Raw genomic sequence first — 23,047 nt, forward strand, 5'->3', positions numbered from 1 at the left:
CTTACTTCAGTTTTTGGAATTCAGCTTTGATCTTTTGGTTGAGAGTTAGGCTTGCGCGAAGCATTGGAAGTCGCACTTGGTCATCACAGATTCCCATGTGACAAAGCAGGTTTTTTATTCCTACAGGATTGCTTTCTTCATACATAAGGCTATTCAGCGGCAAGAGCGAAAATGCAGCCTGAAGACTTTCTTCCTCTGATCCATGGCACAAGGCTTTGAATGTCGCAGGAAGTGCATTGGCCATCACGGAGATAATTCCCGATCCGCCAATGCTGTACAAAGCTTTGGTCATCAGGTCATCACCTGATACCAGTAAGAAATCTTTTGGCATTTTTGCTGCGATTTGCATGCATTGCTCCAAGTTTCCACTAGCCTCTTTCATGCCGATGATGTTGGAATGCTCCGCAAGACTAAGGGTAGTTTCCGCTGTGATGTTGGACATGGTTCTGCCTGGGATATTATACAAAAACACGGGCACTGGACATGCATCTGCAATCGCTTTGTAATGAGCAATAATCCCTGCTTGGGTAGGCTTATTATAATATGGACTTACGGAAAGAATAGCGGTGATTCCGGTGAAATCTGTGTTTGCAATATCACTCAATACAGACATGGTATTGTTTCCACCCATCCCGTAAACTACAGGTACGCGTCCAGCATTGTATTCCAAACAGGCAGCTAGCACTTGTTTTTTCTCTGAAGCTGAAAGCGTTACAGTTTCCCCAGTTGTACCCAAAACCACCAAATAATCCACTCCTCCGTCAATTACATGATCGATTAGACGTTTTAGTCCATCGAAATCAATAGAGTAATCATCGTGAAATGGGGTGACAAGGGCTACGCCGGTTCCTTTGAGTTGCTGCATGGTTATAAGGTTTGGGATGCTAAAGATAATGGGATGAGAGGAATTGGCATTCTGTTTTTGGAAAAAAAGGGTTTTCTAGTATTCAGTCACAGTTTCCAGTCGCAGTTGGGGGATCACTAACTGAGACTGCGACTGATGACTGTAATCTCTACATACCTATCATCTCCAAAAATTCCTCTTCGCTAATCATAGGAACCCCCAGTTTCTGGGCTTTTTCTTTTTTGCTTGGGCCCATATCTTCCCCTTCAATGATGAAGTCAAGATTTTTGGAAACGGAGGAAATATATTGTCCACCATGTGCTATGACGGTGTCTTTGATTTCATCGCGTTTGAAATGCACTAATTTTCCGCTGGCTAAAATTCTCTTGCCTTCAAGGGAATTCCCAAGTTTGACAGATTCGCTTTCACCGACTTCGAAATTCAATCCGAAACTTTTCAGTCGAGCGATGATCTCTTGGTTTTTTGCCTGTGCGAAAAAGTCGTGAATACTATGAACCAGCGTTTCTCCCACACCATTAATATCTAATAACTGCTCAGAAGTAGCAGCTTCCAATTTCTCAATTGTACCAAAATGTCTGGCAAGCAACTGAGCTGTGTTCTCTCCAATATTTCTAATCCCCAATGCGAAAAGAACTTTCTCGAAAGGCTGATTTTTAGAGGCGGCAATTCCTTCCATCATGTTTTTGATGACTCCGTCCTGAAAGGTGTTTGCTTTGAGTTTTTTGATCCGATCTGTTAATTCCTGATTGAGGTCAAGGTTGAGTTTAAGAAGAATTCCGTGAACCGTTCCTTCTTTTTTGCTGACGTCAAGGACTTGGTTGAAATCTACTTTTCTGCTCAGGAATAGGTCCAGGACTACAGAAACTGGAACGTAATCTTCAAGCTTGGGAAGGTTGTGATCTTTGAGATTCGAAATTAGGTAATCGATCATTGCAGTGTTGGAAGGTACTTTCTTCTTCCATTTTCTGATTTGATCCTGAAAAGCCTTCAGCACTTCTGCCAACGGCAACTCGGTGTGTTCGTCCAAGAAATCATGAACCTGCTTAGAAGTAATTCCTTCAGTTAAAGCATAGAGCGCCTTTTCTAAGGTGATATAAAGAATGCCATCACCTTCGGTTTCATACTGATCTTGAGACATTTCCAGTCCGAGCAATTCTTCTTTTTTAGCTTCCAAAGCATAAATGTCAGATGGGTCAATGATGAATCCTTGGTCTATCAAGGCTCTGATACGCTCCGTTCCCATGGAATCTATATCCATGGCGCGTTTAGACACAAAGTGTTCAATTCTTCCCAGTACTTGTGGTGGGCAGGATTCCGCATTTGGGCAGTAATGCTTGGCTTCACTTTCCTTGCGCTCCAGTTCGGTTCCACATTCCGGGCAGTGCGTGATGTAGGAAATAGGTTTTGCTTCTGAACTTCTTCTGTCAGGATTTACCGCAGTGATTTTCGGGATGATTTCTCCGCCTTTTTCCACAAAGACAAAATCACCCTCATGTAGATCCAGGCGCTCAATTTCATTGGCATTGTGGAGGGAAGCCCGCTTCACCGTAGTTCCTGCCAAACTCACAGGTGAAAGATTCGCTACTGGCGTAATCGCGCCTGTTCGTCCGACCTGATACGTCACAGATAGCAGTTCCGTCTCCGCACTTTCTGCCTTGTATTTGTAAGCAATCGCCCATCGGGGATTCTTGGCTGTAAAACCCAATTCCTCCCGTTGATCGTAATTATTGACTTTCAAAACTACTCCGTCGGTATCCACTGGAAGTGAAAAGCGCTTGTCTTTCCAGTCTTCTATGTAATTGATGACTGCCTGGATGTCCGCTACTTTTCTATAGGTTTGAGAGACGTTGAACCCCCATTTTTCAATGAGGGAAATCGCTTCCGAATGTGTATTTACAGAGAGTTCATCTCCGAGCAACTGGTAGAAATAGCAATTCAGCCTACGCTTGGCGACAATGGAGGAATCCTGCATTTTCAGGGTGCCAGAAGCTGCATTTCGAGGATTTGCCAGAAGGGCATCGCCTGCTTCATCACGTTCTGCATTGATTTTCTGAAATTCTTTCAAGGGTAAAAAAATCTCTCCACGCACCTCGAATCTTGCCGGAATATAGTCACCCTTTACTTCCAAAGGGATATTTCGGATCGTTCGCACATTGGCTGTGACATCATCACCTCGGTATCCATCACCGCGGGTGACGGCCCTTACCATACGACCATTTTCATACACAATACTGATAGCAACCCCATCGAATTTCATCTCACAGAAATACTCGAAATCAGAATGTCCCAGTCCTTTTACTACTCGCTCATCAAAGGCTACAAGTTCTTCTACAGAATACGTGTTTCCCAGCGAAAGCATTTTGGTGCTATGTTCCACCGTTTGAAAATCCTTGGTGATCGTCCCGCCGACCCGCTGACTTGGACTGTCTGGATCAAGTAAATCAGGGAAGTTGGTTTCCAAGGCAATCAGTTCCTCTAGGAGCTTATCGAACTCAAAATCCGAGATCTCAGGATTGCTGTCCTGGTAATAGAGGTTGTTGTGATGGTTGATTTCTTGGCTCAGTTGGGCAATTCGCTGTTCGGCTTCCTGTGGATTCATGGGCTTTTTAGAAAAATTAGGGCTTGTAAAAATAGGATTTCGATAGGGAAGGAGCAATTGAATTTTCGGCTTTGACGTTTGGTTGAATTTTTTAGCCACAAAGTGACGCTAAGAAAAATTTTGCTGATTTTAGAATTGTCAATTCTATATATTACAGCTCAAAACCTTTTCTAAAGAGCCTTCTTGATCTTATAATTTTCACTAGCACGATTTCTTCCTTTTTCCATGTTTTAAAGTAAGAATTATCGTGACTAGTTGAATAAAGTGAACGATTGAGGGTTTTCTTTTTTACAAAAATGTCAGTCCTATTCTTTTATTCAATCCTTGCTCAAAAATTCTGATTAATGTAGAAAGCTGGACGTTTCCTTTTCCGTTTTCAAGCTTAGAGATGTAGCTCTTTTTTGTCCCAGCTTTTTCAGCCAATTGCTCCTGAGTAAGGTTGGCTTCTTTGCGTGCTGACTTGAGCATTTCACTCACGATGAACATTTGAGCACCTTCCTCGTACTGGTTGCGACTTTCTGTGCCGATCTTGCCATGTTCGAGCTCTATTAAGTCATCAAATGTTTTTATATTTTTATAGTCATTCATAGTTTTAGTTTTTACCATCAAAATATTCTTTCATAATCCGCTCTGCTTTTTCAATCTCTTTATGAGGGGTCTTTTGCGATTTCTTTTGAAATCCATTGAATAAGATTACCAATTGCCCCTCGTCAAAGCAGCAAAATATGCGGTAGATATTAGATTGAACCTCAATTCGGATTTCATAAAGTCCGTTAGTTCCAGTTAAATGTTTCAGGAATTTCTCGGGAACACGTTCAACTTGCTTAATCAATTCGAAAACGTATTGAATTTTACTTTTAAGTCTTGCTCTCGGTAAAATTCAATGAAGTGGTTTTCGTAAAAGATTATCTTTCTATTCATTAATCAAAGTTATCTCAACGGATAACAAATTCAATTTTATTTCCAAAAAGATTACGCCTTCGCGGGAGAATTTTTAATACCATTACATTACGTCGCCGCGTCGCTGCGAGAACTATTTCAATTGCAAATCCTCCCATTATTTAGAATCTTTGTTTTTTTATAGTTATCCCCATTTCCTCATGCCCAATAAAGCCAATATTGAAAGCAAAATTCTGGACGCAGCGTACAAGCTTTTTCTGGAAAAAGGCTATCGCCATACCACTATGGATGATATCGCCCAAATGCTGGGGATGAGTAAGAAGACACTTTATAAGTATTATCCAGGGAAATTTGAATTGCTGGCCGCTTCCTTTGAGGTGACCAAAACCAAGCTTACAGCTAAAGTAGAGGCAATTGTAGATAATCGATACATTTCTTTTCCCTTGAAGCTTAAATCTACTTTGACGGTGATGGCTTCCCTGCTAGGCCCAATTAATCCTGAGTTATTCGAAGACCTGCGGGAACATGCGCCGGAAATTTGGGAGGGCTTGGAGCAGTACATTAAGGAATCTGCTTATATACGATTCAAACAATTGTTGGATCAAGGGATTAGTGAGGGTTTGGTTAATCCTGCTGTTAATGTCAATTTGGTCGTGATGCTTTACGCTACCGCGATACAGTCTCTTATGGACCCAAAATTCATCACACAGTTTCCTGAGCCAATTCAACAAGGAATGAAGATTCCTCCTGCAGACATCTACGATCAGGCAATCACTATTATTTACAAGGGTATTCTAACAGATGAAGCCCGTAATGAATTTGCAAATGCCTAAGGCAGCCTAAGCCTGATTTCCCTATCTTTGCACCCTTATTCTGCAATGAATTTTATATTTCAAAGCGGGGTTTACTATTTCGAATCTTAGAACGATTATGAGCAATACCAATTTCAAAAGATATACCATTACTTCTGCGCTTCCTTACGCCAACGGCCCACTTCACATTGGTCACTTGGCTGGATGTTACATTCCTTCAGATATTTATGTGCGCTATTTGCGGAGCTTGGGCAAAGATGTTGCCTATATCTGCGGTTCGGATGAGCATGGAGTTGCGATTACAATCAAAGCTAAAAAAGAAGGAAAAACCCCTCAGGAAGTGGTGGATCACTACCATCAGATCATGAAGGGGAGTTTTCAGGAATTTGGGATCAGTTTTGATCACTACTCCCGCACCTCTGCGCCAATTCATCATGAAACTGCACAGGGATTTTTTAAGGACTTGTACGAAAAAGGCGAGTTTCTCGAGCAAAGTACGGAGCAGTACTATGACGAGGAAGCCAATCAGTTTTTGGCAGATCGATACATAGAAGGTACCTGCCCAAAATGTGGCAATCCGAATGCGTATGGTGATCAGTGTGAGAAATGCGGCAGCTCATTGAGCCCGACAGATCTTATCAACCCAAAGTCAAAACTAAGCGGAAGAACTCCAGTATTGAAAGAAACCAAGCATTGGTTTTTGGACTTGGCAAAGTATCAGAGTTTTCTGAAAAAATGGGTGCTAGAGGATCACGCTGACGATTGGAAAAATAACGTACTGGGACAATGTAGATCATGGTTGGAAGCTGGTGATGGTTTGCAGGCTAGATCTATGACCCGTGATTTGGATTGGGGAATCAAAGTGCCTTTGCAAGACGCAGAGGGCAAAGTTCTTTACGTTTGGTTTGACGCACCGATAGGATATATCTCTTCTACTAAAGAGTGGGCTGCGGAAAAAGGAATCGATTGGGAACCGTATTGGAAAGATAAAGACACCAAACTTGTGCACTTTATCGGAAAAGATAACATTGTTTTCCATTGCATTATTTTCCCTGCGATTCTTAAAACCCACGGAGATTACATTCTTCCAGATAATGTTCCTGCAAATGAGTTTTTGAACCTAGAGGGAGATAAAATTTCTACTTCCAGAAACTGGGCAGTTTGGCTGCATGAGTTTTTGGAGGAATTCCCTGGCAAGCAGGATGTGCTTCGCTATGTGCTGACTGCTAATGCTCCTGAGACCAAAGATAATGACTTTACCTGGAAGGATTTCCAGACTAGAAATAACTCAGAACTAGTGGCCATTTACGGGAATTTCGTGAATCGTGCCGTGGTTTTGACACACAAATACTATCAGGGAACAATTCCCCAGCGAGGAGAATTGACTGGTTACGATCAGGAGATATTGGATGCTTTAGCAGAGTTTCCTGAGAAAATCGCCGCATCCATCGAGCGCTATAGATTCCGTGAGGCATTGAGCATCGTGATGGAATTAGCTCGATTGGGCAATAAATACCTGGCGGACACAGAACCTTGGAAAGTTATCAAAACCGACGAAGCCCGTACTGGAACTATCTTGAATATTGCATTGAACATCGCTGCGAATCTTGCAATTGTATCAGAGCCATTCTTGCCTTTCACTGCCGGGAAACTGGTTGATCTTTTTGGGATGGAAAAAATAGACTGGTCCGAGGCTGGTCAAGGTGAGCTTCTCAAAGCAGGAATTTCACTGGGAGAAGTGGGCTTGCTATTCGAAAAAATCGAAGATGCAACCGTAGAAAAACAAGTACAAAAACTATTAGATGCCAAGAAGATGAATGAAGCTGAAAATGCACCTGTGACTCCAATGAAAGAGATAATCACCTACGATGATTTTGCGAAGCTGGATATGAGAGTAGTGACTATTTTGGAAGCAGAGAAAATGCCAAAATCCAAGAAGTTACTTAAACTAAAAGTAGATATTGGATTAGGAGAAAGAACTGTTCTTAGTGGTGTAGCTGAGCATTTCGAGCCAGAGTTTTTGGTAGGGAAACAAGTCACAATGCTGATCAATCTTGCGCCTAGAAAAATGATGGGAATCGACTCTGAAGGTATGATCTTAATGGCCGAAGACAAAGACGGCAAACTGAAGCTGATGGTGCCACATGAAGGAACTGCGAGCGGATCGACGATTTCTTAAGTAGTAAGAGATAAGTATCAAGTACCTAGACTTGAGAATTTAGAACCAATAGTCAAGATTTTGGAAAGGGCGAACAATTATTCGCCCTTTCTCAATTTATAACATACATCAAATAATTCCTTAAATTGATTTCTGTATGGAAAATGATATTCGTTGGAAACAGAGGTTTGAGAATTTTGCAAAAGCAGTGAAACTTTTGGAGGAGATCCAATCTCTTGATCTTGCTAAAACTTCCCAGTTGGAGAAAGAAGGAATTATTCAGTGATTTGAATTTACACTTGAGCTAGGTTGGAAAACGCTTAAGGATAGAATGGAGTCAGATGGGCTAGTTCTTACACAGATTTCTCCTAAAATGGTTGTGAAAGAGGCATTCAAAGCTAAATACATTTATCAAATTGAAATCTGGCTAAACATGATCAATGATCGAAATTTGCTCAGCCATACCTATGATTTCGCTGTAATGGAGGAGGTGATTCCAGATATTCAGAAAAAGTATTCTCCAGCACTTTCTGCTCTTTTTGATACATTATCTTAAGATTTAGTGATGAAATTTGGCTTGTCAAATTCAACGAAGGATATTCTAATTGATATTTTCAAAAAGTATCCACAAATCGCCCATGTACTTGTTTATGGCTCACGTGCCAAAGCTAATTATACTAGCAGAAGCGATTTGGATTTGGTTATTGATGATCATGAGATTGATCGATTTACCTTAGGTGAACTAATCTCAGAATTAAATGAAAGCGATTTCCCTCATACAATTGATTTACAAAGTCTAGATCGAATTCAGAATGAAAAACTGATTGATCATATTCGTCGCGTTGGAAAAACCTTTTATAAAAAGGAATGACTTTCTGTAAAGAAGAGCAATTATTCAGGTAGAATTAATAGTTGAGAACCAAGATTCTAGATTCAAGAGCCAAGAAGTCGAATTTAATTCGAATTTCTTGGCTCTTTTCTCTTGATTCTAAAATCTATTGTCTAGCTTCTAAAGTCTAATGCAACGGTCTCTTCTTAATCATCCCTCCCTTAGTATCTTTAATAGGATACTGGATCACAAAGGCTTTGGAGTCAATTTTTTCAATCTCAACGAGCATTTTGGTGACTTCCAATCTTGTGATAACACAGAATAACACTTTTCTGTCCGGGAGTTGATTGGCTTTGTCCCCATAGCCTCCATCAGATTTTAAAACTGTTACCCCTCGCCCAAGATCAAAAGAGATCATTTGTTTGATTTCCTCATTCTGCGAAGACATGATCATCACACCAAGGTATTCCTCCACGCCATTAATGATGAAGTCCACTGTTTTGGAAGCAGAAAAGTAAGTCAACATTGAATACATGGCCGTTTCAAGATCCACGAAAATCGCTGCGACTATGAATAGGCACACATTGAAAACGGTGATAAAATCGCCTACCGTTAGGCTGGATTTTCTACTGACTGAAATTGCCAAAACTTCTGTTCCGTCGATTACCGCACCACCTCGAATCGCAAAGCCAATACCAGATCCTAAGAAGAAACCTCCAAATACGGCAATCAGTAATTTATCAGCAGTAATAGCAGGAACTTCTATGAAATGCACGAGCAGTGCCAATCCGAAAATTGCTACTGTGCTTTTAATGGCAAAAGGAATTGAAACTTGCTTTGCCCCAAGTAATATGAATGGCAAATTGACTAAGATAATTAGGACCGAGAGATTAACTGGGGTAAGCATTTCCAAGAGCAAAGACATTCCCATTGCGCCACCGTCGAAAAAACCGTTAGGTAGCAAAAAGCCTTTTAAGCCGATACTAGCCATCACAACTCCGATGGCTATGAAAAGCCCGTCTTTGATTTGTCTCCAAATCGTAATTCTCTTCACCAGTTCATTGTCTTGAATATTTAAAAGTCTCTTCACCATGGTTCGAAAATAGAATTTTTTAATCAACAGTTCTGCCATCAATGCCATCTAAGGCAAGAATAAATTCATAACTTATGATGGAGGAAAAGAGAAACTACTAGATTGTCATCATTGAAGTATTTGTAAGAAATGAATCCTGTTTTTAGCAAAATGTGGTGTTATTATTTATTTTAATAAAAATTTTAGCCTATTTTCTTAAAATTTTTGACAATTACGCTTTTTCATCTATCTTTTTGAACCTAGTTTGATTTTAAATAAACTTATGAAGACAGACGGATATAACGCAGGAGAACATTACGATGAAATGATTTCCGGAGAAGGGGAGATCAGAGAGCATTATGCGGAGTTTTACAATCATCTGAAGAAGACTAGTTCTAGAAAGATGAACCATTTGCAACATTCTGCCAATCAGACGCAGCGCTCGATGGGGATGACTTTCAATGTCTATCATGACAATCAGGGGATGGAAAAAATCCTTCACTTGGATATTATCCCCAGGATAATCCCGAATTCAGAATGGCAGAAATTGGAAGCTGGACTAAAGCAAAGAACTCTTGCGCTGAATCTTTTCCTTCAGGATATTTATAATGAGCGGAAAATCCTGAAGGACGGAATAGTGCCTTCAGAGCTTATCCTGAAAAGTAAGGATTACCTCGAGCCCTGCATTGGACTCACTCCTCCCAAAGGTATTTGGTGTCATATCACTGGAACTGATCTGGTGAAGGCCAAAGATGGCGAATATTACATTTTGGAAGACAATCTTCGGTGTCCATCAGGCGTCTCTTATATGCTGGAGAGTCGTGAAATCATCAAGCGAGTTTACCCTGATATTTTCAATCAGAAAGGGGTTATGCCAGTTTCGAATTACCCAACGAAACTTCTTCGTATGCTTCAGAATCTCTCCGATAAGCCAAAACCTGTCGTGGGAGTGTTGACTCCAGGAATTTATAATTCTGCTTATTACGAGCATTCTTACCTCGCTTTGCAAATGGGAGTTGAGCTCGTGAATGGTGTGGATCTTATCGTTGAAAATAAGCGAGTGTATATGCAGACCACGAAAGGGTTGCAGCAGATAGATGTGCTTTACCGACGGATAGATGATACATTTTTGGATCCGGAAACCTTCAATCCTGATTCTTTGCTAGGAGTCCCTGGTCTTTTTGAAGCTTACAAAGCAGGAAATATCGCATTGGCAAATGCTCCCGGGACTGGTGTAGCAGATGATAAAGCTGTCTATGCTTATGTTCCCAAAATCATAAAATATTACCTAGACGAAGAACCAATCCTGAATAATGTGCCAACCTATTTGTGCCGAGAAGAGAAGGATAGGCAATACGTATTGGATAATATTGAAGAATTGGTAGTGAAAGAAACGAACGCTGCGGGCGGATACGGAATGCTGATCGGTCCTAAGGCGGATACGGAAGAGCATGCGAAATTCCGTGAACTCATCAAAAACAATCCAACCAATTACATCGCACAGCCCACCTTGTCACTTTCCACCGTCCCCACTTTGACTGATGAAGGAATTAGTGGCAGGCATGTGGATTTGCGGCCTTACATTTTATATGGAGAGGAAATAGAAGTAATTCCTGGAGCTCTCACCCGAGTAGCTTTGAAGAAAGGTTCGCTGGTGGTAAACAGTTCGCAAGGTGGAGGAAGTAAGGATACTTGGGTTTTATATTAAAATAACAGAACGAATATGCTAAGTAGAGTAGCGAATAGTATTTATTGGCTGGGTAGATACCTGGAGCGTGCGGAGAATTATGCGCGATTTATCGATGTGAATTTCAATCTGATGCAGGATCTTCCTGTAGATCTCAAGGAGCAGTGGCATCCACTGATCGCTGCAACTGGAGATTTGGCTCTTTATGAGAAAAAGTGTACGGGATACGAAAGAAATCAAGTTTTATTCTTCTTAGGATTTGATGCCGAGAATCCAAACTCCATGCTCTCAACCATTAAAAATGCCCGGGAGAATGCACGGATAATCCGTGAAAACCTGAACAAGGAGACTTGGGAGAAAGCCAATGAACTTTATTATATGATGCAGGAAGGCTTGGAAAAAAAGGTGTGGAAGAAAGAAGATCCAAGACCGTTTTTTGAAAAGGTAAAAAACCAAATCTTATTGATCTACGGGATTGCTGATAGTAGTGTGGCGAGGATTGAAGGCTGGTATTTCAGGCAACTTGGGCAATATCTCGAGCGGGCTGACAAGACTTCTAGGATTTTGGACGTGAAGTATCACATTCTTTTGCCTGCTGATCAGCAGGTAGGGACCCCTCTTGATTTCTTACATTGGATGGCATTGTTGAAATCGGTTACCGCATTCAATACCTATCGGAGGTTGTATGGAAATATTGAATCTGCCAATGTTGTAGAGTTCTTGACTTTGAATAAATACTTTCCAAGATCAATTTATTTTTGCCTGAAAGAAGCTGAAAAGTGTCTGCATAATATCTCGGGTAATCTTGGAGGAGGCTATATGAATTCTGCCGAAAAAGCGATGGGAGAATTGCGTTCACGACTTGAATTTGCCGAAGTTGGGGAGATTATTGAGTTTGGACTGCATGAGTATTTGGACAGTCTTCAGTTGAAGATTAACAAAATCTCTTTGGAAGTTGATTCAAACTTCTTTACGATCAGGGATAATCATGTGCATCAGACGCAAAGCCAAAGCCAAGGATAAGATTGAAAAGCTGCTTTAGTCAGCGAATACACCATTTTCTGGTTTTTCAAATATTCCAGCGTCGAATTCTTCATCCAAAAGCAAGGCATCTGCAAAGCTGACTTGATATTTTATGCTTTTGGTTGAGTCATTTTCAAATGCATATCCTGTTAGAATTCTAGGGAAAAATACACCGTCAGAATTTCGGTAGTCTTCATATTTTAAGGCATTGAATGGTGGGTTTTCATTACCAAAATAAGTGACAGTATAAAGCAGGTATTCCAGTCTGTTGGTCTCTGGATTGATCAGCATGAAGTATTGATCATCCGGGCTGGAACCTTTATCCGCCTCAAATTTTGCCTGAAAAGTAGGGTAGATCATACCGTTAACGGATTTGTCACTCACTTTTTCCACTGTCACTCCAGGGTCTGTAAATATGTACGGGATATTGAAAAAGTAGAAATATAAGTTGTGGTAGAACTTTACTGAATTCCCTTTATAAGCTTCCCGATTTGGACTGATCCAAGTCTCCTTCCCATCAAAACCTATTTCAAATTCAGAAGTTGATAGTCTGATTTTTCGGCTCTCCAGATTGACAAAAGCATCTTCCTCGGTCATCACTCCTTCATGGATCATCGCATAGCTTTCTGCTTTTGCATTGTACCATTTCTGCCATTCTCCATGTGCATTCAATACTTCGGTGAACTCAGGAGAAAGCTCTGGAAGCGCTTTTTCTTTTATGCTTTCGCAAGAAAGGGTTGCAAGGAAGAGGGCTAAAATGGTTAGAGCTAAGCTGAATTTCTGCATGTAAATTAGAGTTTGGGGTTTCAATTTAGCAGGAAAATGAGTTGTAGTCAATTGGATAGTTTTAATTCAGTTTTTGAGCACAGGTTTTATAAACTATGTTTATGCATAGTCCATACAAATGCATAAAAAAGCCCAAGCAAAACTTGGGCATTTCAAAACGATCAGACCTATCGGTTATTCTATAAACCTATCATTGTATTAATCTGCTGAACTGTCTTTTAATTCTTTTTCTCTTAAATTTTCAAAGCTGAAATCAGCGCTTTTGATCAACTGGAAGGCTTTCGGTACTAGGGCTGCTCCAACTAAAATTCCTCCCGTAGTAATGATGTGTAGCGGGGATGTAAAGTAACTGCCTGATGTAAATACTCCCAAAATCAATAGGGTGCTAAACGGCATGGAGACGGCTAAGACGTTAATTCCCAGTTCAAGGTCAAAGGTTGGATTGTCCTTCTGTGCTTCATTTTCATATTCTAACTTCCTAATCGCTGACATATGAGCAAACGGCCAGAAACTCACGGCACTCTGTGGAAATACAACCGCAAGAAGAACTGCTGCCTCGGAAGGCATTGGCACTAGCCAGATGAACAATCCACTGAGAAGAAATGTGAAGCCTGCTCTGAAGGTAAGAATTGAAGTGATTTTGCGAAGCTGATCCCATTTGAAAATCACCGCTATTCCTATGAAAAGCAAAACCAACGGTGTCATCATGTCTTTCATCATCAGGACAGATTCACTTAGGAACCCTGGTAAACTCTCCATATTAAAACCAAAGCTGAGGAGCACGATTGCAACTAGCATTACTAGATTTATAGGTTCACTGACCATGGCTAGTAATAGCTCTTTTATTTTTTTGCCGTTGGACTTTGCTTTGATGCTTTGGTTTTTATAATACCAAGACATCGCGAGTAGATAAGACAAGATGAGTACGAATACTTTATTGCCGATATCTGCCAGTGCGGCCAAAGCCAAAGCATCGTCTCCCAGATACTCCACTATAAATGGGAAGCAAGTCAATCCAGGAGCCAAAGAGGGTAATAGCAGCATCAGTGTTCGCATAGCCGATGTATCGTTCTTGATTCCAAAGAATGGCAGTGTATACTTGGTGACGAAAATCATCACAATATTGAAGATCAAAGCCAAAACCGGAAGAATCAGTAGATCTGGATTGATTTCAATTTTCAACAATGCGACAAAGATCATTGCCGGCAAGGCGATGTTTAGAATTATGGTTTTTAACCCCTTTTTCTGATCCTCATTTTGTAGTTTTTTCTGGAGTAATATTCCGATTACTATCAAAAGGAGCAGCGATAGGGTCTTCTGAAGTGCAATACTCATAGTTGGTTAAAGTCTTAGGCTGTGACTTTTTTGAAAGCGTCGACGAAAATTTCCATCTCGTCTTTTGTGCCCATACTTACTCGGCACCAAGGCTTGTCATCGATATTAAATACTCGAATACCAACCCCACTTTCATACATGCCTTTCATGAATGGTTGGCCTTCCATGCGAAGTGGGAAGATCATAAAGCTGGTCTCTGAGGGAATAATGTCATAGCCAAGAGAAGCGATTTCACCTTTAGTGTACTCTCTGCATTCGGTGTTCATTTCTCTACAGCTCGTGATAAACCCAGGATCTTTTAAGCTTGCAATAGCACCATTTAAAGAGGTGACACAAAGTCCCATTGTGCTTCTTACTTTCGATGTGATGCTTTCGATACGCTCAGGTAGTGCTACCATGTAGCCGATTCTCAAGCCTGCCATTCCATGGACCTTAGAGAAAGTTCTGGCAATGATTACATCTTTGCCTTCAGCCACGAGTCCTACCATGGATGATTCTTCAGGCTTTTGAAGGAATTCCAGGTACGCTTCATCTACGAACACCGGTGTCTTTTCAGATACGGTGGAGCAAAATGCCTTCAGTTTCGTTGCGTCGGTGATAGAGCCTGTAGGATTGTTAGGGTTACAGATGTAGACAAGGTTGGTCTCTGAGTCAACGGATTTGGCCATGGCGTCCAGGTCGTGCTGAAAGTCACCTGTTAATAAGGACGGCTTCCAGGTTGCTCCTAGTTTCTGCGCGGTATTCATCAAGGACATGTAAGAAGGATCTGCAGAAACTACATTGCCGCCGTTCATGAACTGTACAAAAGCTACTTTTTCCAGAATATCAGATGATCCAGGAGAAAGCATGATGTGATCTGCGCTCACGCCTTCTTTCTCGGCAATCATATCGATTAGCACTTTAGCTTCCCCGTGGCCATATCTGTTGCCTAGGGAAATAGATTCAGTAATAGCCTTGACCACTTTCGGAGAAGGACCATACGGGTTTTCATTTGCGTTTAACTTTGCAATTATTCGAGCCTCATCGTATCGGAAAGTTGGGATATGCTCATTAAGAATGGAATCTGGCTGATAGGCAGCTAGAGCTTTGTTTTTTGGGAGGGCGAATGCAGGTGCTACTGCCATAGTTCCCATGGCCATTAGGCTGGATTTGATCCAAGTACGTCTGTTGATAGAGTGGTTCATAAGTATTTTGATAAGGTTGTAGAAAGTTTTGAGAAATGTTTTTTTGTGAATTGATAGTTGTGATTTGTATTAATTGACTCTTACTGTGTGGTATTTTCGGAAGGCTACATTTTTGTAGGTCCCTGCAAATTCTAATCGAACTGAGCTACCGCTTTTTGCGTCGGGCAAGCCCAAATCAGCCCATGAGACTACTAGTGGTGCACTTCCATCTGAATCCGTCACTAGCTTGGCAACTTCATTGGTATTGTTGATAAAGACAGCGATGCTAAGATTTGGGACAGGGATGGAGTCTATTCCTTTGGTGTAGTCAACGATGTTTGTTTTGTCGAGTTCCAAGAACTTGGAGCCTACAGTCACAGATGAAGTAGCGGGGAAAGAAGATCCTTCCAGCAAGACCAAAACAGGTGATCCCACATTAGGCGTTACCAGGTCGTCTGATTCCACACAGGATTGTGTGAATGCGAAGGTGAGGAAGGCTACCAGAACTAAGTATAGGTTGAATGACTTTTTCATAAGATTTTCGGTTGAATGATTGGAGATCAATTTTGATTATTCTACCCACCAAAGTGGAGTTCTCATGTTGTCTGAGCCGCCGAGCTTGCTTACTCCTTCGTCCAGATTTGCCTTGTTCAGAGAATATTCAGATGTAGGATATTCGATTCTGGTAGGGAGGATTCCGTCGTTTGAAAAGACTGCGCTAGGATTAGGAGCTGGCATTACAGGAAAGCCAGTTCTGCGGTACTCATTCCAAGCTTCCACTCCTTGACCGAATAATGCAATCCATTTTTGAGTCATCAGGCTTTCCTTGGTGACCCCTCCGATACGAGACATGTAATCCTCTGGCATGGTAAGCCCTTGTTGCTTGAATGAAGCAGCGATAGCACTTTCAAGATATGCTGCAGCGTCACCTGAAATGTCTCCGTCCAAAGCCGCTTCTGCTTTGATGAATTCTACTTCTGCATAAGTCATCAAAACACTTGGAGCCGTCGGGTCTAAATATTTAAGTCCAATTCGTGAGGCATTGTAAGTACCTGCGGCTGCATCCGTAAGTCCATTTGGTAAGCCTGCATAGGAACCATCGTCTAGCGGTTGAGCATATACTGTGATTCTCTCATCATCAAGCTCAAGTAATTTCTCAATTAGCGTACTGCTTATGTTCCAATCTGATCGTGTGGAGAATACATCAAACATTTTGTTTCGGCTGCCAATCACATCGAAATGGATTAGCTGTGCTGCTTGGGCATTACTTTCGATAATTGGATACTTCACAGGATCAGATAAGATTTGACTGATGAGCGCCTTCGATTCTGCGGGTTTCTTGGAAGCTTGTCTATTCGCTAGTCTAAGTGCAAGTGAGTTTGTGAATCTCTTCCATTTCATGATGTCTCCATTGAAGAGAATATCACCCACTACTACCGGTCCATCGGTGGAAAGAAGAGTGTTGGCTTCCATGAGATCGGCAAGAATTCCTGCGTAAACTTCCTCCATGGAATCGTATGCAGGGGAATTGATAGGTTCTTGTGCCGTTCCTTTCAATGCTTCAGAATATGGAATTGGGCCAAATACATCTGTCAAATAAGCGAATCCAAAAGCCTGCATAGTCATTGCTATTCCTAGGTAGTTGGAGTTCTCGTATTCAGCGCCAGCAGTAGTTAGGGTTTTAACTCTTTCAAAGTTGATCAGAGACTCATTGTATACGCTATTCCATGTTCCGGAGGAAATAGTCAGTGGTATTTCGTAGCTGTCACCTTCAGCATTGATGTAGATGTTTCTAGAAAGATGCTGAATCCAGCACATGGCAGCATCTATATTCAGACGCTGATATCTGGTGCTATGTCCCCAGTATCTATCTACCATTACTTGAATTGCGTTTGGCAAAAGCAGGGATGGGGAAATGGAAACTGGGTTGTTTGGATCCGTATTTGTTTCTTCAAAATCTTTGGTACAAGAAGTCATTGTGCCAAAAGTCAGCAGGAGTATTGCTAGTGTGGATATGTATAGTCTTTTCATGTGTTTATTATTTGATTTTTTTGGCCACATGGAATCTCACATGGTAAATAATAATGTCAGTTGATGACGCCTGAGACATGTTTGATTTCATGATAGGTTCTTAATAGATAGGAAATTAGATCAGAATGTCACATTAAGGTTGAAGCCCAAATTCCGGGTGGAAGGCATTTCACCATAGGCGAATCCTTGTCCATTTCCGCCCTTGCCATCCACTTCTGGATCCATGTGAGGGTGGTTTTTGTAAAGAATAGCCACGTTACGCCCCACGAAAGAGAGTTTCATCGATTGTATGAACTTGTTCCCTAGGAAGTTTTTTGGGAACACGTAGCCCAAAGACACTTCGCGAAGCTTCACATAGGTACCGTCAAAAATCCCTGTCTCGTGATAGGTTCTAGGGTTTTGAGCATTCCAGAAAGTTCCTGCGCTAGCGATTACGTCGTTTGGCACGTAGATAGGCTCTTCTGATGTGCCTATGTTCATTACTCCTGCGCCGATTACTCCTTCTTCCCGACCTATAGCCGTTTCAGCATATTGACCTGTTTTCCTGGCTAGACCAGTTCCCACATCGAATATGTCTCCGCCCATTTTCACATCGATCAGTGTATTTAGCTCAAGGCCTTTGTATGCAAAAGAGTTAGTCCATCCGCCAATCCAGTCAGGCTGTATATTGCCTAGGGTATAAGTACCTTCTTCTAGAACAGGAAGTCCGTTGTTGTATACAAGTTCTCCTTCTGGGCTTCTCAAATATCTTCGGCCGTACAGAGAACCATAAGGTTGGCCTACACGTGCTTCAGAAGTAAGTGAATTCTGAGTTCCCAAAATGTAGTTTTCAAGACCTTCGGCTAGTTCAACCACTTTGTTTCTGTTTCTAGCGAAATTCACTCCTGTGTACCAGCTGAATCCTGATGCTGTATTTACAGGTGTAGCATTTATTGAAAGCTCAATTCCTTGGTTAGTAATCTCGCCTGCATTCAGAATCTGGCTGCTATATCCTGAGGCTGTTGAAATAGACACAGCTAAGATTTGATTAACAGTAGACTGATGGTAGTAGGTGAAGTCAAGCCCTACCCGGCCTTCAAAAAACCTCATATCTAACCCTATTTCTTTACCTGTAGTGATCTCTGGCTTGAGCGTTCTGTTAGCAATCTCATTCGACTCCGCATAAGTAGGGGTCGTACCTGCCCATAGACCTTCAGAGGAATACACTTGATTTAGGAGGTATGGATCGGCATCATTACCTACTTGAGCGATACTACCACGGATTTTGGCAAATGATAGAAATCCTGACTGAATGTCGAAAATGTCAGTAATTACCGCACTCAACGCAGCGGATGGATAGAAGAAAGAATTGTTGTTGGTTGGAAGAGTACTTGACCAGTCATTTCTTCCGGTCACATCCAAGAATAGGTAGTTGTTAAATCCAAATTGAGCAGAGCCAAACACGCTATTTACCACCTGTTTTCTAATCGTGCTAGAAGGTGTGACAGGGCTAGCGTAGTTTCCTAAATTGTAAAGGCCGTCTATGGTGAGTTGACCTACGCTCACTGCAGTGCTTTTGTAGTTATTCACTCGGTTGTTTGCCCCAGCTTGTACTTTTAGCGTAAGTCTTTGTGTAATGTCCGTGTCATAAGTAAGGATCACATCACTATTTGTCTCCTGACTATTTAAAACTGATTCAGAATAGGAGCCAAATCTTTTGACGTTGTTTTTGAAGCTTTCAGCACTGTTGATATTTATTCGGGTGTCGCTCCAATAATCAGTTCCTGATCTGACCATGATGCTGAATTTATCCGTGATATCGTAGTTAAGTGCAATGCTTCCGACTAGGCGATCTTTCTCATTTGAGTTGGGTAGATTCGTTTGATTGAAGAAAGGATTTGAAAAGTATTCATGCTGCCAGTTTGCGTAAGGGTAATCATCGCCTGGTCTAAATGTTTGGCGTTGAATTTCATAATAATCCTCCCAATTTTTAAGCTTCTCGTAATCGGTATGTCTATGTGCCCAGATGAAATCCTGACTACCGGTAAATCCTCTGTTATCTGAACCTGACTTAACATATTCAGCATTTACGCTCATCTGAAGCTTTGGAACAAATTTGTAAGAAGAGTTTATCTTAAAATTGTTTCTATAGTAGTCGTTGTCAGCCATGATGCTGGTCTGATCTAATCGCCCGATTGCTACACGGAAACTGCCTTGCTCATTTCCGCCAGAAAGAGCGATTGTGTTGGAGAAACTTTGGCCGGTTTCCCAGAATTCTTCCCAGTTGTTTGGTTGAGGTAGTAAGGCCACTTTCTCGGGAGCTGAATACCACAGCGGAACCATGCTGCCATCCATAGGAGCGCCCCAGCTCTCATCGACGCCGGCAGTTCCTCGAATACCGTCTGCATCAAAGCCATTTCTTCCGTCCACATACCAGGTTCTGTATCCAGAGCCACCGCCATAGATGTTTTGAAATTCTGGCTTAATGAGTGGATTGTCAAAAGTCATGTTGCTGTTGAACTCTATCCCAATCCCTTTCGTGCCAGCACCATTCTTGGTAGTGACCATGATGACGCCATTAGCTGCACGCGAGCCATAAAGTGCTGCCGCAGTAGCTCCCTTTAGGATAGTCATTTCTTTGATGTTGTCAGGGCTGATTTCGGAAAGTCCATTCCCATATTGCCTGCTTGAAGTTTGCTCTAGCGGAACCCCATCTACTACCACAAGTGGTTCGTTGTTGCCCGCCACAGAAGAGGAGCCTCTGATTACGATATGTGCACCACTTCCCGGCATGGAGTTTCCAGTCACCTGAACGCCCGCAATTCGACCGGAAAGGCTATTCGCCACGTTTGTAGGTCTGGATTCGGTCAAGGCACTTCCATCGACGCTTTGGGTGGAATAGCCTAGGGCTTTTTTGTCTCGTTCCAAACCAAATGCTGTGACTACCACTTCATTCAATGCGAGATCGGAAGAAGCTAACTCGATGGTAAACATGGAGGTGGTACCTACAGTGATTTCCTGAGTGGTAAATCCTATAAAAGAAACCATCAAGATTGCATCGGAACTTTCGTCATCTAGTGTGAGCGAAAATTTCCCGTCTATATCAGTTACGACACCATTCATAGTGCCTTTGATTAAAATACTTGCACCTGGAATAGGAACTTGATCTTCATCTAGGACTACACCTTGGATGGTGCGTTCTATGTGCTGAGCAGATTGAGAGGGGGACTGATAGGAAAAGTTTGAACTGGCGGGAATAGTAGAAGTGGTATTCTCGGATTTCTCAAGCATATAGAAACTGCCAGCGCCTTTTCTATAATTGATCTGACTTCCATTGAGAATTCGTTGCAGGTTCTCCTCAGCTGTTAATTTAGAATTGATGGCAGCTGGTATTTTTGACTCAGAATCTACCAAGGAAGAAGGGTATGCAATGGATATTGCGTATAAATCTTCCAACTCTTTCAGGGTTGATTCAAGATTTTTCTTATCCAACTTCTGATCTGAAGCTGGTCCTTTGGCAAACTGTGTAAGGTTTTGGCCTTTGGCGGATAGTGGGAGTGCTAGCACTCCTGTCACCCCGACAACCAATAGATAACGGGTAAATTTGATGAGCATAGATTAGCAGATTAGTGGTTTGAATGATTACTCGCGTTTATTTTGGGTCAATTGCTAATCATTCATAGATCAGGATATGGTTTAAATGTCCTGACCTCACTAGTGTAATTTTGGTTTCTGTAGTTAGCAGAACCCATTGCTCGAACTTGTTTTACTATTGTATTCATGCTTGCGATCCGGCCGAAAGGCAAGCGGTAATCTATTGTACTCGTAATGAATTATTCTCTAGTTTGATTTTCGTGTTAAATAGCACTTCAATGTTTTCAATTACTTCATTTGGATTATCGGTTAGTGGTAAGCTTCCTGAGATCAGTTGAGAGGTTGGTGGTGTTTTTTGCTCAATTAATTCCAAGTCATAAAGTTCCGTTATTATGTTAAGTATCTCTTCTAGGCTTTCATTTTGTAGCCTTAGTTTACGGTCTTGCCAAGCAAGTAATCTTTGTGGGTTAGGAGAGGTTTTGGCCTCTATTTGATGGTTTTCTACGTTTAATTTGACGGTTTCTCCTGGTATTACCATCCGATTTGCTTCGCCTTGTTCGCTCTGATAGCCAAGCTTTACACTTCCTTCAATTAGCGTTAGTTTATGTACCGGATGTTGGTTTTTGAAATTGAATTCTGTTCCAAAAACTTCTACTTCCATGGCTTCTCCTTCGTTAATTATAAATCGCTTTGCGTCGCTGTCCTTAGCTATATCAAAATAGGCTTCTCCATTTAATTCTACTTTTCTATCAAAACCAAAAGCCCAAGTGTATGAAAAGGTCAGTTGAGAATTGGAGTTGAGTAAAGCGGTTGAGCCATCTGGTAATTCAATTTTTAAAGTTTCATTTGCGCTAGTTTGATAACTGTGTTCTCTAAGTTTTAAAACATGCCATAGTCCCAGATTCACTAATAAGAATAAGAGGATGGAAGCAGCGATTCTGGTGGAATGGAGAATTCTTCTTTTTCTCTCAACTTTTTCTTTGTGTTCTTTTATTCCGGATTTTATTTCTCGGAATATTTTTTTCTTGAGCTCCACCTGATCTTCTAGCTTCAAATTGTCGACGAAATCTTGTTCGTACTCTTCATCCAAGCTGGAATTTGGCTCTTTGTTGTCTTCTCGATATAAGTTGGTATAGTTTTCTGTCATCACTTTGATGTTATATTATATATGTCAACTCAGACATAAAATACCTCCATGTGAAATAAAAAATAAACCAGTTATTTTTCAATTGACATGTTTTGGTGTAAAAAAATCAGTTTTTATACCCTTTGATGTGATTTTTTACAAAAACTAGTATTTGAAAAAATGCAAGCAAAGCGTGGTGATGGGGAGTGTGGTAAAGTCTACCAGGAGAGCGCAGCTAATCCCAGTAGTTCATAGAAAGACTCTGAGAAAACTAAGGCGCAAGCCGTAAGAGTGAGCTCTCTTAGGCTGATTCGAATATCTTTCAGGGCTCGCATGAGATGTTTTTCCACCGTACTCACAGAGATTTCTAGGTTTTGAGCTATTTCACTATAGCTCAGGCCTTTGTTGAAGCGCAGTTGGTAGACTTTTTTGCGCTGCTCTGGAAATGCCTGAACCACTTTCTTTATGTTTGATTTCAGGTCATTGAAAAGAATAGTATCGTCTGTGGATGTACTTATGTGTTCTCCACTTGTTTTTTTCTGTTCCGAATATTTATCGCGAATAGTTTGAGACTTGTATTGGTTGATGATTCGGTAATTCACGGCCGTAAACAAATAGGAAGAAAGTGAAGTGTGAATTTCCAGTTTGGATCTCTTTGTCCAGAAATCGATGAAAACATCCTGAACAATTCCTTCTACGCTCTCTTTCTTTCCGAGCTTTTTATACCCGTAGTTGAACAGTCTTTTCCAGAAAAGATCATAAACTTCAATAAAAGCTGACTCATCATCACTTTTTATTCTTCCAATTATCTCCTTTTCGTTTACTACTTTTTCTGGCATGGGGTCTTATACTAAATATTGGAGATGATTTTTTGTAAAATTCGTAAAATATGGTTTCTAGAATTTCTTCAAATCGAATAATTTCTGTTAAACTATCAAATAGTGGGTTTAAATAAAACAGATTCTTCTAAAATTTATTCCAATTTTTAGGAAAGAGGGTGTTTTGTGGGGTTGATTTCCGGTTCTTTATCACAAAGGGATTTATCGCACTGAAAATCAACTATATAGGTCGTCATTAAGGGCAGTGCC

The 23,047-nt window shown here is 41.2% G+C and carries 18 protein-coding genes and 2 pseudogenes; 7 read left to right on the plus strand and 13 right to left on the minus strand.

Annotated features, from left to right (window positions below; translation table 11 throughout):
* Position 1: 1 nt before the first annotated feature.
* The 4 genes and pseudogenes from dapA to AACZ87_RS07345 form a co-directional block, all read right to left on the minus strand.
* On the minus strand, positions 2 to 865 hold the full coding sequence (dapA, locus tag AACZ87_RS07330; protein WP_339866041.1) for a 4-hydroxy-tetrahydrodipicolinate synthase: 864 nt from the start codon (positions 863 to 865) through the stop codon (positions 2 to 4).
* A 148-nt stretch (positions 866 to 1,013) separates the two neighbouring features.
* A complete protein-coding gene (gene ligA, locus AACZ87_RS07335) occupies positions 1,014 to 3,464 on the minus strand; it encodes an NAD-dependent DNA ligase LigA (protein WP_339866042.1) in 2,451 nt (816 codons plus the stop codon).
* A 288-nt stretch (positions 3,465 to 3,752) separates the two neighbouring features.
* Entirely contained in the window at positions 3,753 to 4,052 is a 300-nt protein-coding gene (locus AACZ87_RS07340) for a helix-turn-helix transcriptional regulator (RefSeq protein ID WP_339866043.1), read from the minus strand.
* A gap of 4 nt (positions 4,053 to 4,056) precedes the next feature.
* A pseudogene (locus tag AACZ87_RS07345) lies at positions 4,057 to 4,385 on the minus strand (type II toxin-antitoxin system RelE/ParE family toxin).
* 179 nt (positions 4,386 to 4,564) lie between these two features.
* Between AACZ87_RS07345 and AACZ87_RS07350 the strand changes: the two are divergent.
* The 5 genes and pseudogenes from AACZ87_RS07350 (at position 4,565) to AACZ87_RS07370 (ending at position 8,205) form a co-directional block, all read left to right on the plus strand.
* The gene (locus AACZ87_RS07350) at positions 4,565 to 5,197 is read left to right on the plus strand and encodes a TetR/AcrR family transcriptional regulator (RefSeq protein ID WP_339866045.1); all 633 of its coding nucleotides are present in this window, start codon (positions 4,565 to 4,567) and stop codon (positions 5,195 to 5,197) included.
* A 97-nt stretch (positions 5,198 to 5,294) separates the two neighbouring features.
* Positions 5,295 to 7,355 (plus strand): methionine--tRNA ligase, encoded by a 2,061-nt coding sequence (gene metG / locus AACZ87_RS07355; protein WP_339866047.1) that lies wholly within the window; start codon positions 5,295 to 5,297, stop codon positions 7,353 to 7,355.
* A 136-nt stretch (positions 7,356 to 7,491) separates the two neighbouring features.
* Entirely contained in the window at positions 7,492 to 7,620 is a 129-nt protein-coding gene (locus AACZ87_RS07360) for a hypothetical protein (RefSeq protein WP_339866049.1), read from the plus strand.
* A 12-nt stretch (positions 7,621 to 7,632) separates the two neighbouring features.
* Positions 7,633 to 7,890: pseudogene (locus tag AACZ87_RS07365) on the plus strand (HI0074 family nucleotidyltransferase substrate-binding subunit); the annotation flags it as partial.
* 9 nt (positions 7,891 to 7,899) lie between these two features.
* A complete protein-coding gene (locus AACZ87_RS07370; protein WP_339866051.1) occupies positions 7,900 to 8,205 on the plus strand; it encodes a nucleotidyltransferase domain-containing protein in 306 nt (101 codons plus the stop codon).
* Positions 8,206 to 8,350: 145 nt separating this feature from the next.
* Here AACZ87_RS07370 and AACZ87_RS07375 read toward each other — a convergent pair whose 3' ends face one another.
* Entirely contained in the window at positions 8,351 to 9,256 is a 906-nt protein-coding gene (locus AACZ87_RS07375; RefSeq protein WP_339866052.1) for a YitT family protein, read from the minus strand.
* Between the two features lie 262 nt (positions 9,257 to 9,518).
* On the opposite strand from AACZ87_RS07375, the gene AACZ87_RS07380 reads away from it, so the two are divergent.
* Positions 9,519 to 10,943 carry a circularly permuted type 2 ATP-grasp protein gene (locus AACZ87_RS07380; RefSeq protein WP_339866053.1) on the plus strand — a complete coding sequence of 475 codons (1,425 nt, stop codon included), beginning with the start codon at positions 9,519 to 9,521 and terminating at the stop codon, positions 10,941 to 10,943.
* Positions 10,944 to 10,958: 15 nt separating this feature from the next.
* Positions 10,959 to 11,945: an alpha-E domain-containing protein gene (locus tag AACZ87_RS07385; protein WP_339866054.1), complete on the plus strand. Its 987-nt coding sequence runs from the start codon at positions 10,959 to 10,961 to the stop codon at positions 11,943 to 11,945.
* A gap of 15 nt (positions 11,946 to 11,960) precedes the next feature.
* Here the strand turns inward: AACZ87_RS07385 and AACZ87_RS07390 are convergent, their stop codons facing one another.
* The 8 genes from AACZ87_RS07390 to AACZ87_RS07425 all read right to left on the minus strand — a co-directional run bounded on the left by AACZ87_RS07390 (position 11,961) and on the right by AACZ87_RS07425 (position 22,798).
* Positions 11,961 to 12,731, minus strand: a complete 771-nt coding sequence (locus AACZ87_RS07390) for a DUF6503 family protein (protein WP_339866055.1) — start codon at positions 12,729 to 12,731, stop codon at positions 11,961 to 11,963.
* Between the two features lie 198 nt (positions 12,732 to 12,929).
* Entirely contained in the window at positions 12,930 to 14,066 is a 1,137-nt protein-coding gene (locus AACZ87_RS07395; protein ID WP_339866056.1) for a permease, read from the minus strand.
* Between the two features lie 14 nt (positions 14,067 to 14,080).
* On the minus strand, positions 14,081 to 15,250 hold the full coding sequence (locus tag AACZ87_RS07400) for an aminotransferase class I/II-fold pyridoxal phosphate-dependent enzyme (protein ID WP_339866058.1): 1,170 nt from the start codon (positions 15,248 to 15,250) through the stop codon (positions 14,081 to 14,083).
* A 69-nt stretch (positions 15,251 to 15,319) separates the two neighbouring features.
* The gene (locus tag AACZ87_RS07405; RefSeq protein WP_339866059.1) at positions 15,320 to 15,763 is read right to left on the minus strand and encodes a hypothetical protein; all 444 of its coding nucleotides are present in this window, start codon (positions 15,761 to 15,763) and stop codon (positions 15,320 to 15,322) included.
* Between the two features lie 36 nt (positions 15,764 to 15,799).
* The gene (locus AACZ87_RS07410; protein ID WP_339866061.1) at positions 15,800 to 17,260 is read right to left on the minus strand and encodes a SusD/RagB family nutrient-binding outer membrane lipoprotein; all 1,461 of its coding nucleotides are present in this window, start codon (positions 17,258 to 17,260) and stop codon (positions 15,800 to 15,802) included.
* Between the two features lie 120 nt (positions 17,261 to 17,380).
* Complete coding sequence (locus AACZ87_RS07415; protein WP_339866063.1) at positions 17,381 to 20,854, minus strand: SusC/RagA family TonB-linked outer membrane protein; 3,474 nt, start codon at positions 20,852 to 20,854, stop codon at positions 17,381 to 17,383.
* A gap of 199 nt (positions 20,855 to 21,053) precedes the next feature.
* Positions 21,054 to 21,980 (minus strand): FecR domain-containing protein, encoded by a 927-nt coding sequence (locus AACZ87_RS07420; RefSeq protein WP_339866064.1) that lies wholly within the window; start codon positions 21,978 to 21,980, stop codon positions 21,054 to 21,056.
* A gap of 197 nt (positions 21,981 to 22,177) precedes the next feature.
* Complete coding sequence (locus AACZ87_RS07425; protein WP_339866066.1) at positions 22,178 to 22,798, minus strand: RNA polymerase sigma-70 factor; 621 nt, start codon at positions 22,796 to 22,798, stop codon at positions 22,178 to 22,180.
* Positions 22,799 to 23,047 lie beyond the last annotated feature (249 nt).

Source organism: uncultured Algoriphagus sp., assembly GCF_963974365.1.
Classification (GTDB): domain Bacteria; phylum Bacteroidota; class Bacteroidia; order Cytophagales; family Cyclobacteriaceae; genus Algoriphagus.

Coding starts and splice junctions, on each gene's coding strand:
- dapA (WP_339866041.1), bottom strand. CDS start 865: ATGCAGCAACTCAAAGGAACCGGCGTAGCCCTTGTCACCCCATTTCAC.
- ligA (WP_339866042.1), bottom strand. CDS start 3,464: ATGAATCCACAGGAAGCCGAACAGCGAATTGCCCAACTGAGCCAAGAA.
- AACZ87_RS07340 (WP_339866043.1), bottom strand. CDS start 4,052: ATGAATGACTATAAAAATATAAAAACATTTGATGACTTAATAGAGCTC.
- AACZ87_RS07350 (WP_339866045.1), top strand. CDS start 4,565: ATGCCCAATAAAGCCAATATTGAAAGCAAAATTCTGGACGCAGCGTAC.
- metG (WP_339866047.1), top strand. CDS start 5,295: ATGAGCAATACCAATTTCAAAAGATATACCATTACTTCTGCGCTTCCT.
- AACZ87_RS07360 (WP_339866049.1), top strand. CDS start 7,492: ATGGAAAATGATATTCGTTGGAAACAGAGGTTTGAGAATTTTGCAAAA.
- AACZ87_RS07370 (WP_339866051.1), top strand. CDS start 7,900: ATGAAATTTGGCTTGTCAAATTCAACGAAGGATATTCTAATTGATATT.
- AACZ87_RS07375 (WP_339866052.1), bottom strand. CDS start 9,256: ATGGTGAAGAGACTTTTAAATATTCAAGACAATGAACTGGTGAAGAGA.
- AACZ87_RS07380 (WP_339866053.1), top strand. CDS start 9,519: ATGAAGACAGACGGATATAACGCAGGAGAACATTACGATGAAATGATT.
- AACZ87_RS07385 (WP_339866054.1), top strand. CDS start 10,959: ATGCTAAGTAGAGTAGCGAATAGTATTTATTGGCTGGGTAGATACCTG.
- AACZ87_RS07390 (WP_339866055.1), bottom strand. CDS start 12,731: ATGCAGAAATTCAGCTTAGCTCTAACCATTTTAGCCCTCTTCCTTGCA.
- AACZ87_RS07395 (WP_339866056.1), bottom strand. CDS start 14,066: ATGAGTATTGCACTTCAGAAGACCCTATCGCTGCTCCTTTTGATAGTA.
- AACZ87_RS07400 (WP_339866058.1), bottom strand. CDS start 15,250: ATGAACCACTCTATCAACAGACGTACTTGGATCAAATCCAGCCTAATG.
- AACZ87_RS07405 (WP_339866059.1), bottom strand. CDS start 15,763: ATGAAAAAGTCATTCAACCTATACTTAGTTCTGGTAGCCTTCCTCACC.
- AACZ87_RS07410 (WP_339866061.1), bottom strand. CDS start 17,260: ATGAAAAGACTATACATATCCACACTAGCAATACTCCTGCTGACTTTT.
- AACZ87_RS07415 (WP_339866063.1), bottom strand. CDS start 20,854: ATGCTCATCAAATTTACCCGTTATCTATTGGTTGTCGGGGTGACAGGA.
- AACZ87_RS07420 (WP_339866064.1), bottom strand. CDS start 21,980: ATGACAGAAAACTATACCAACTTATATCGAGAAGACAACAAAGAGCCA.
- AACZ87_RS07425 (WP_339866066.1), bottom strand. CDS start 22,798: ATGCCAGAAAAAGTAGTAAACGAAAAGGAGATAATTGGAAGAATAAAA.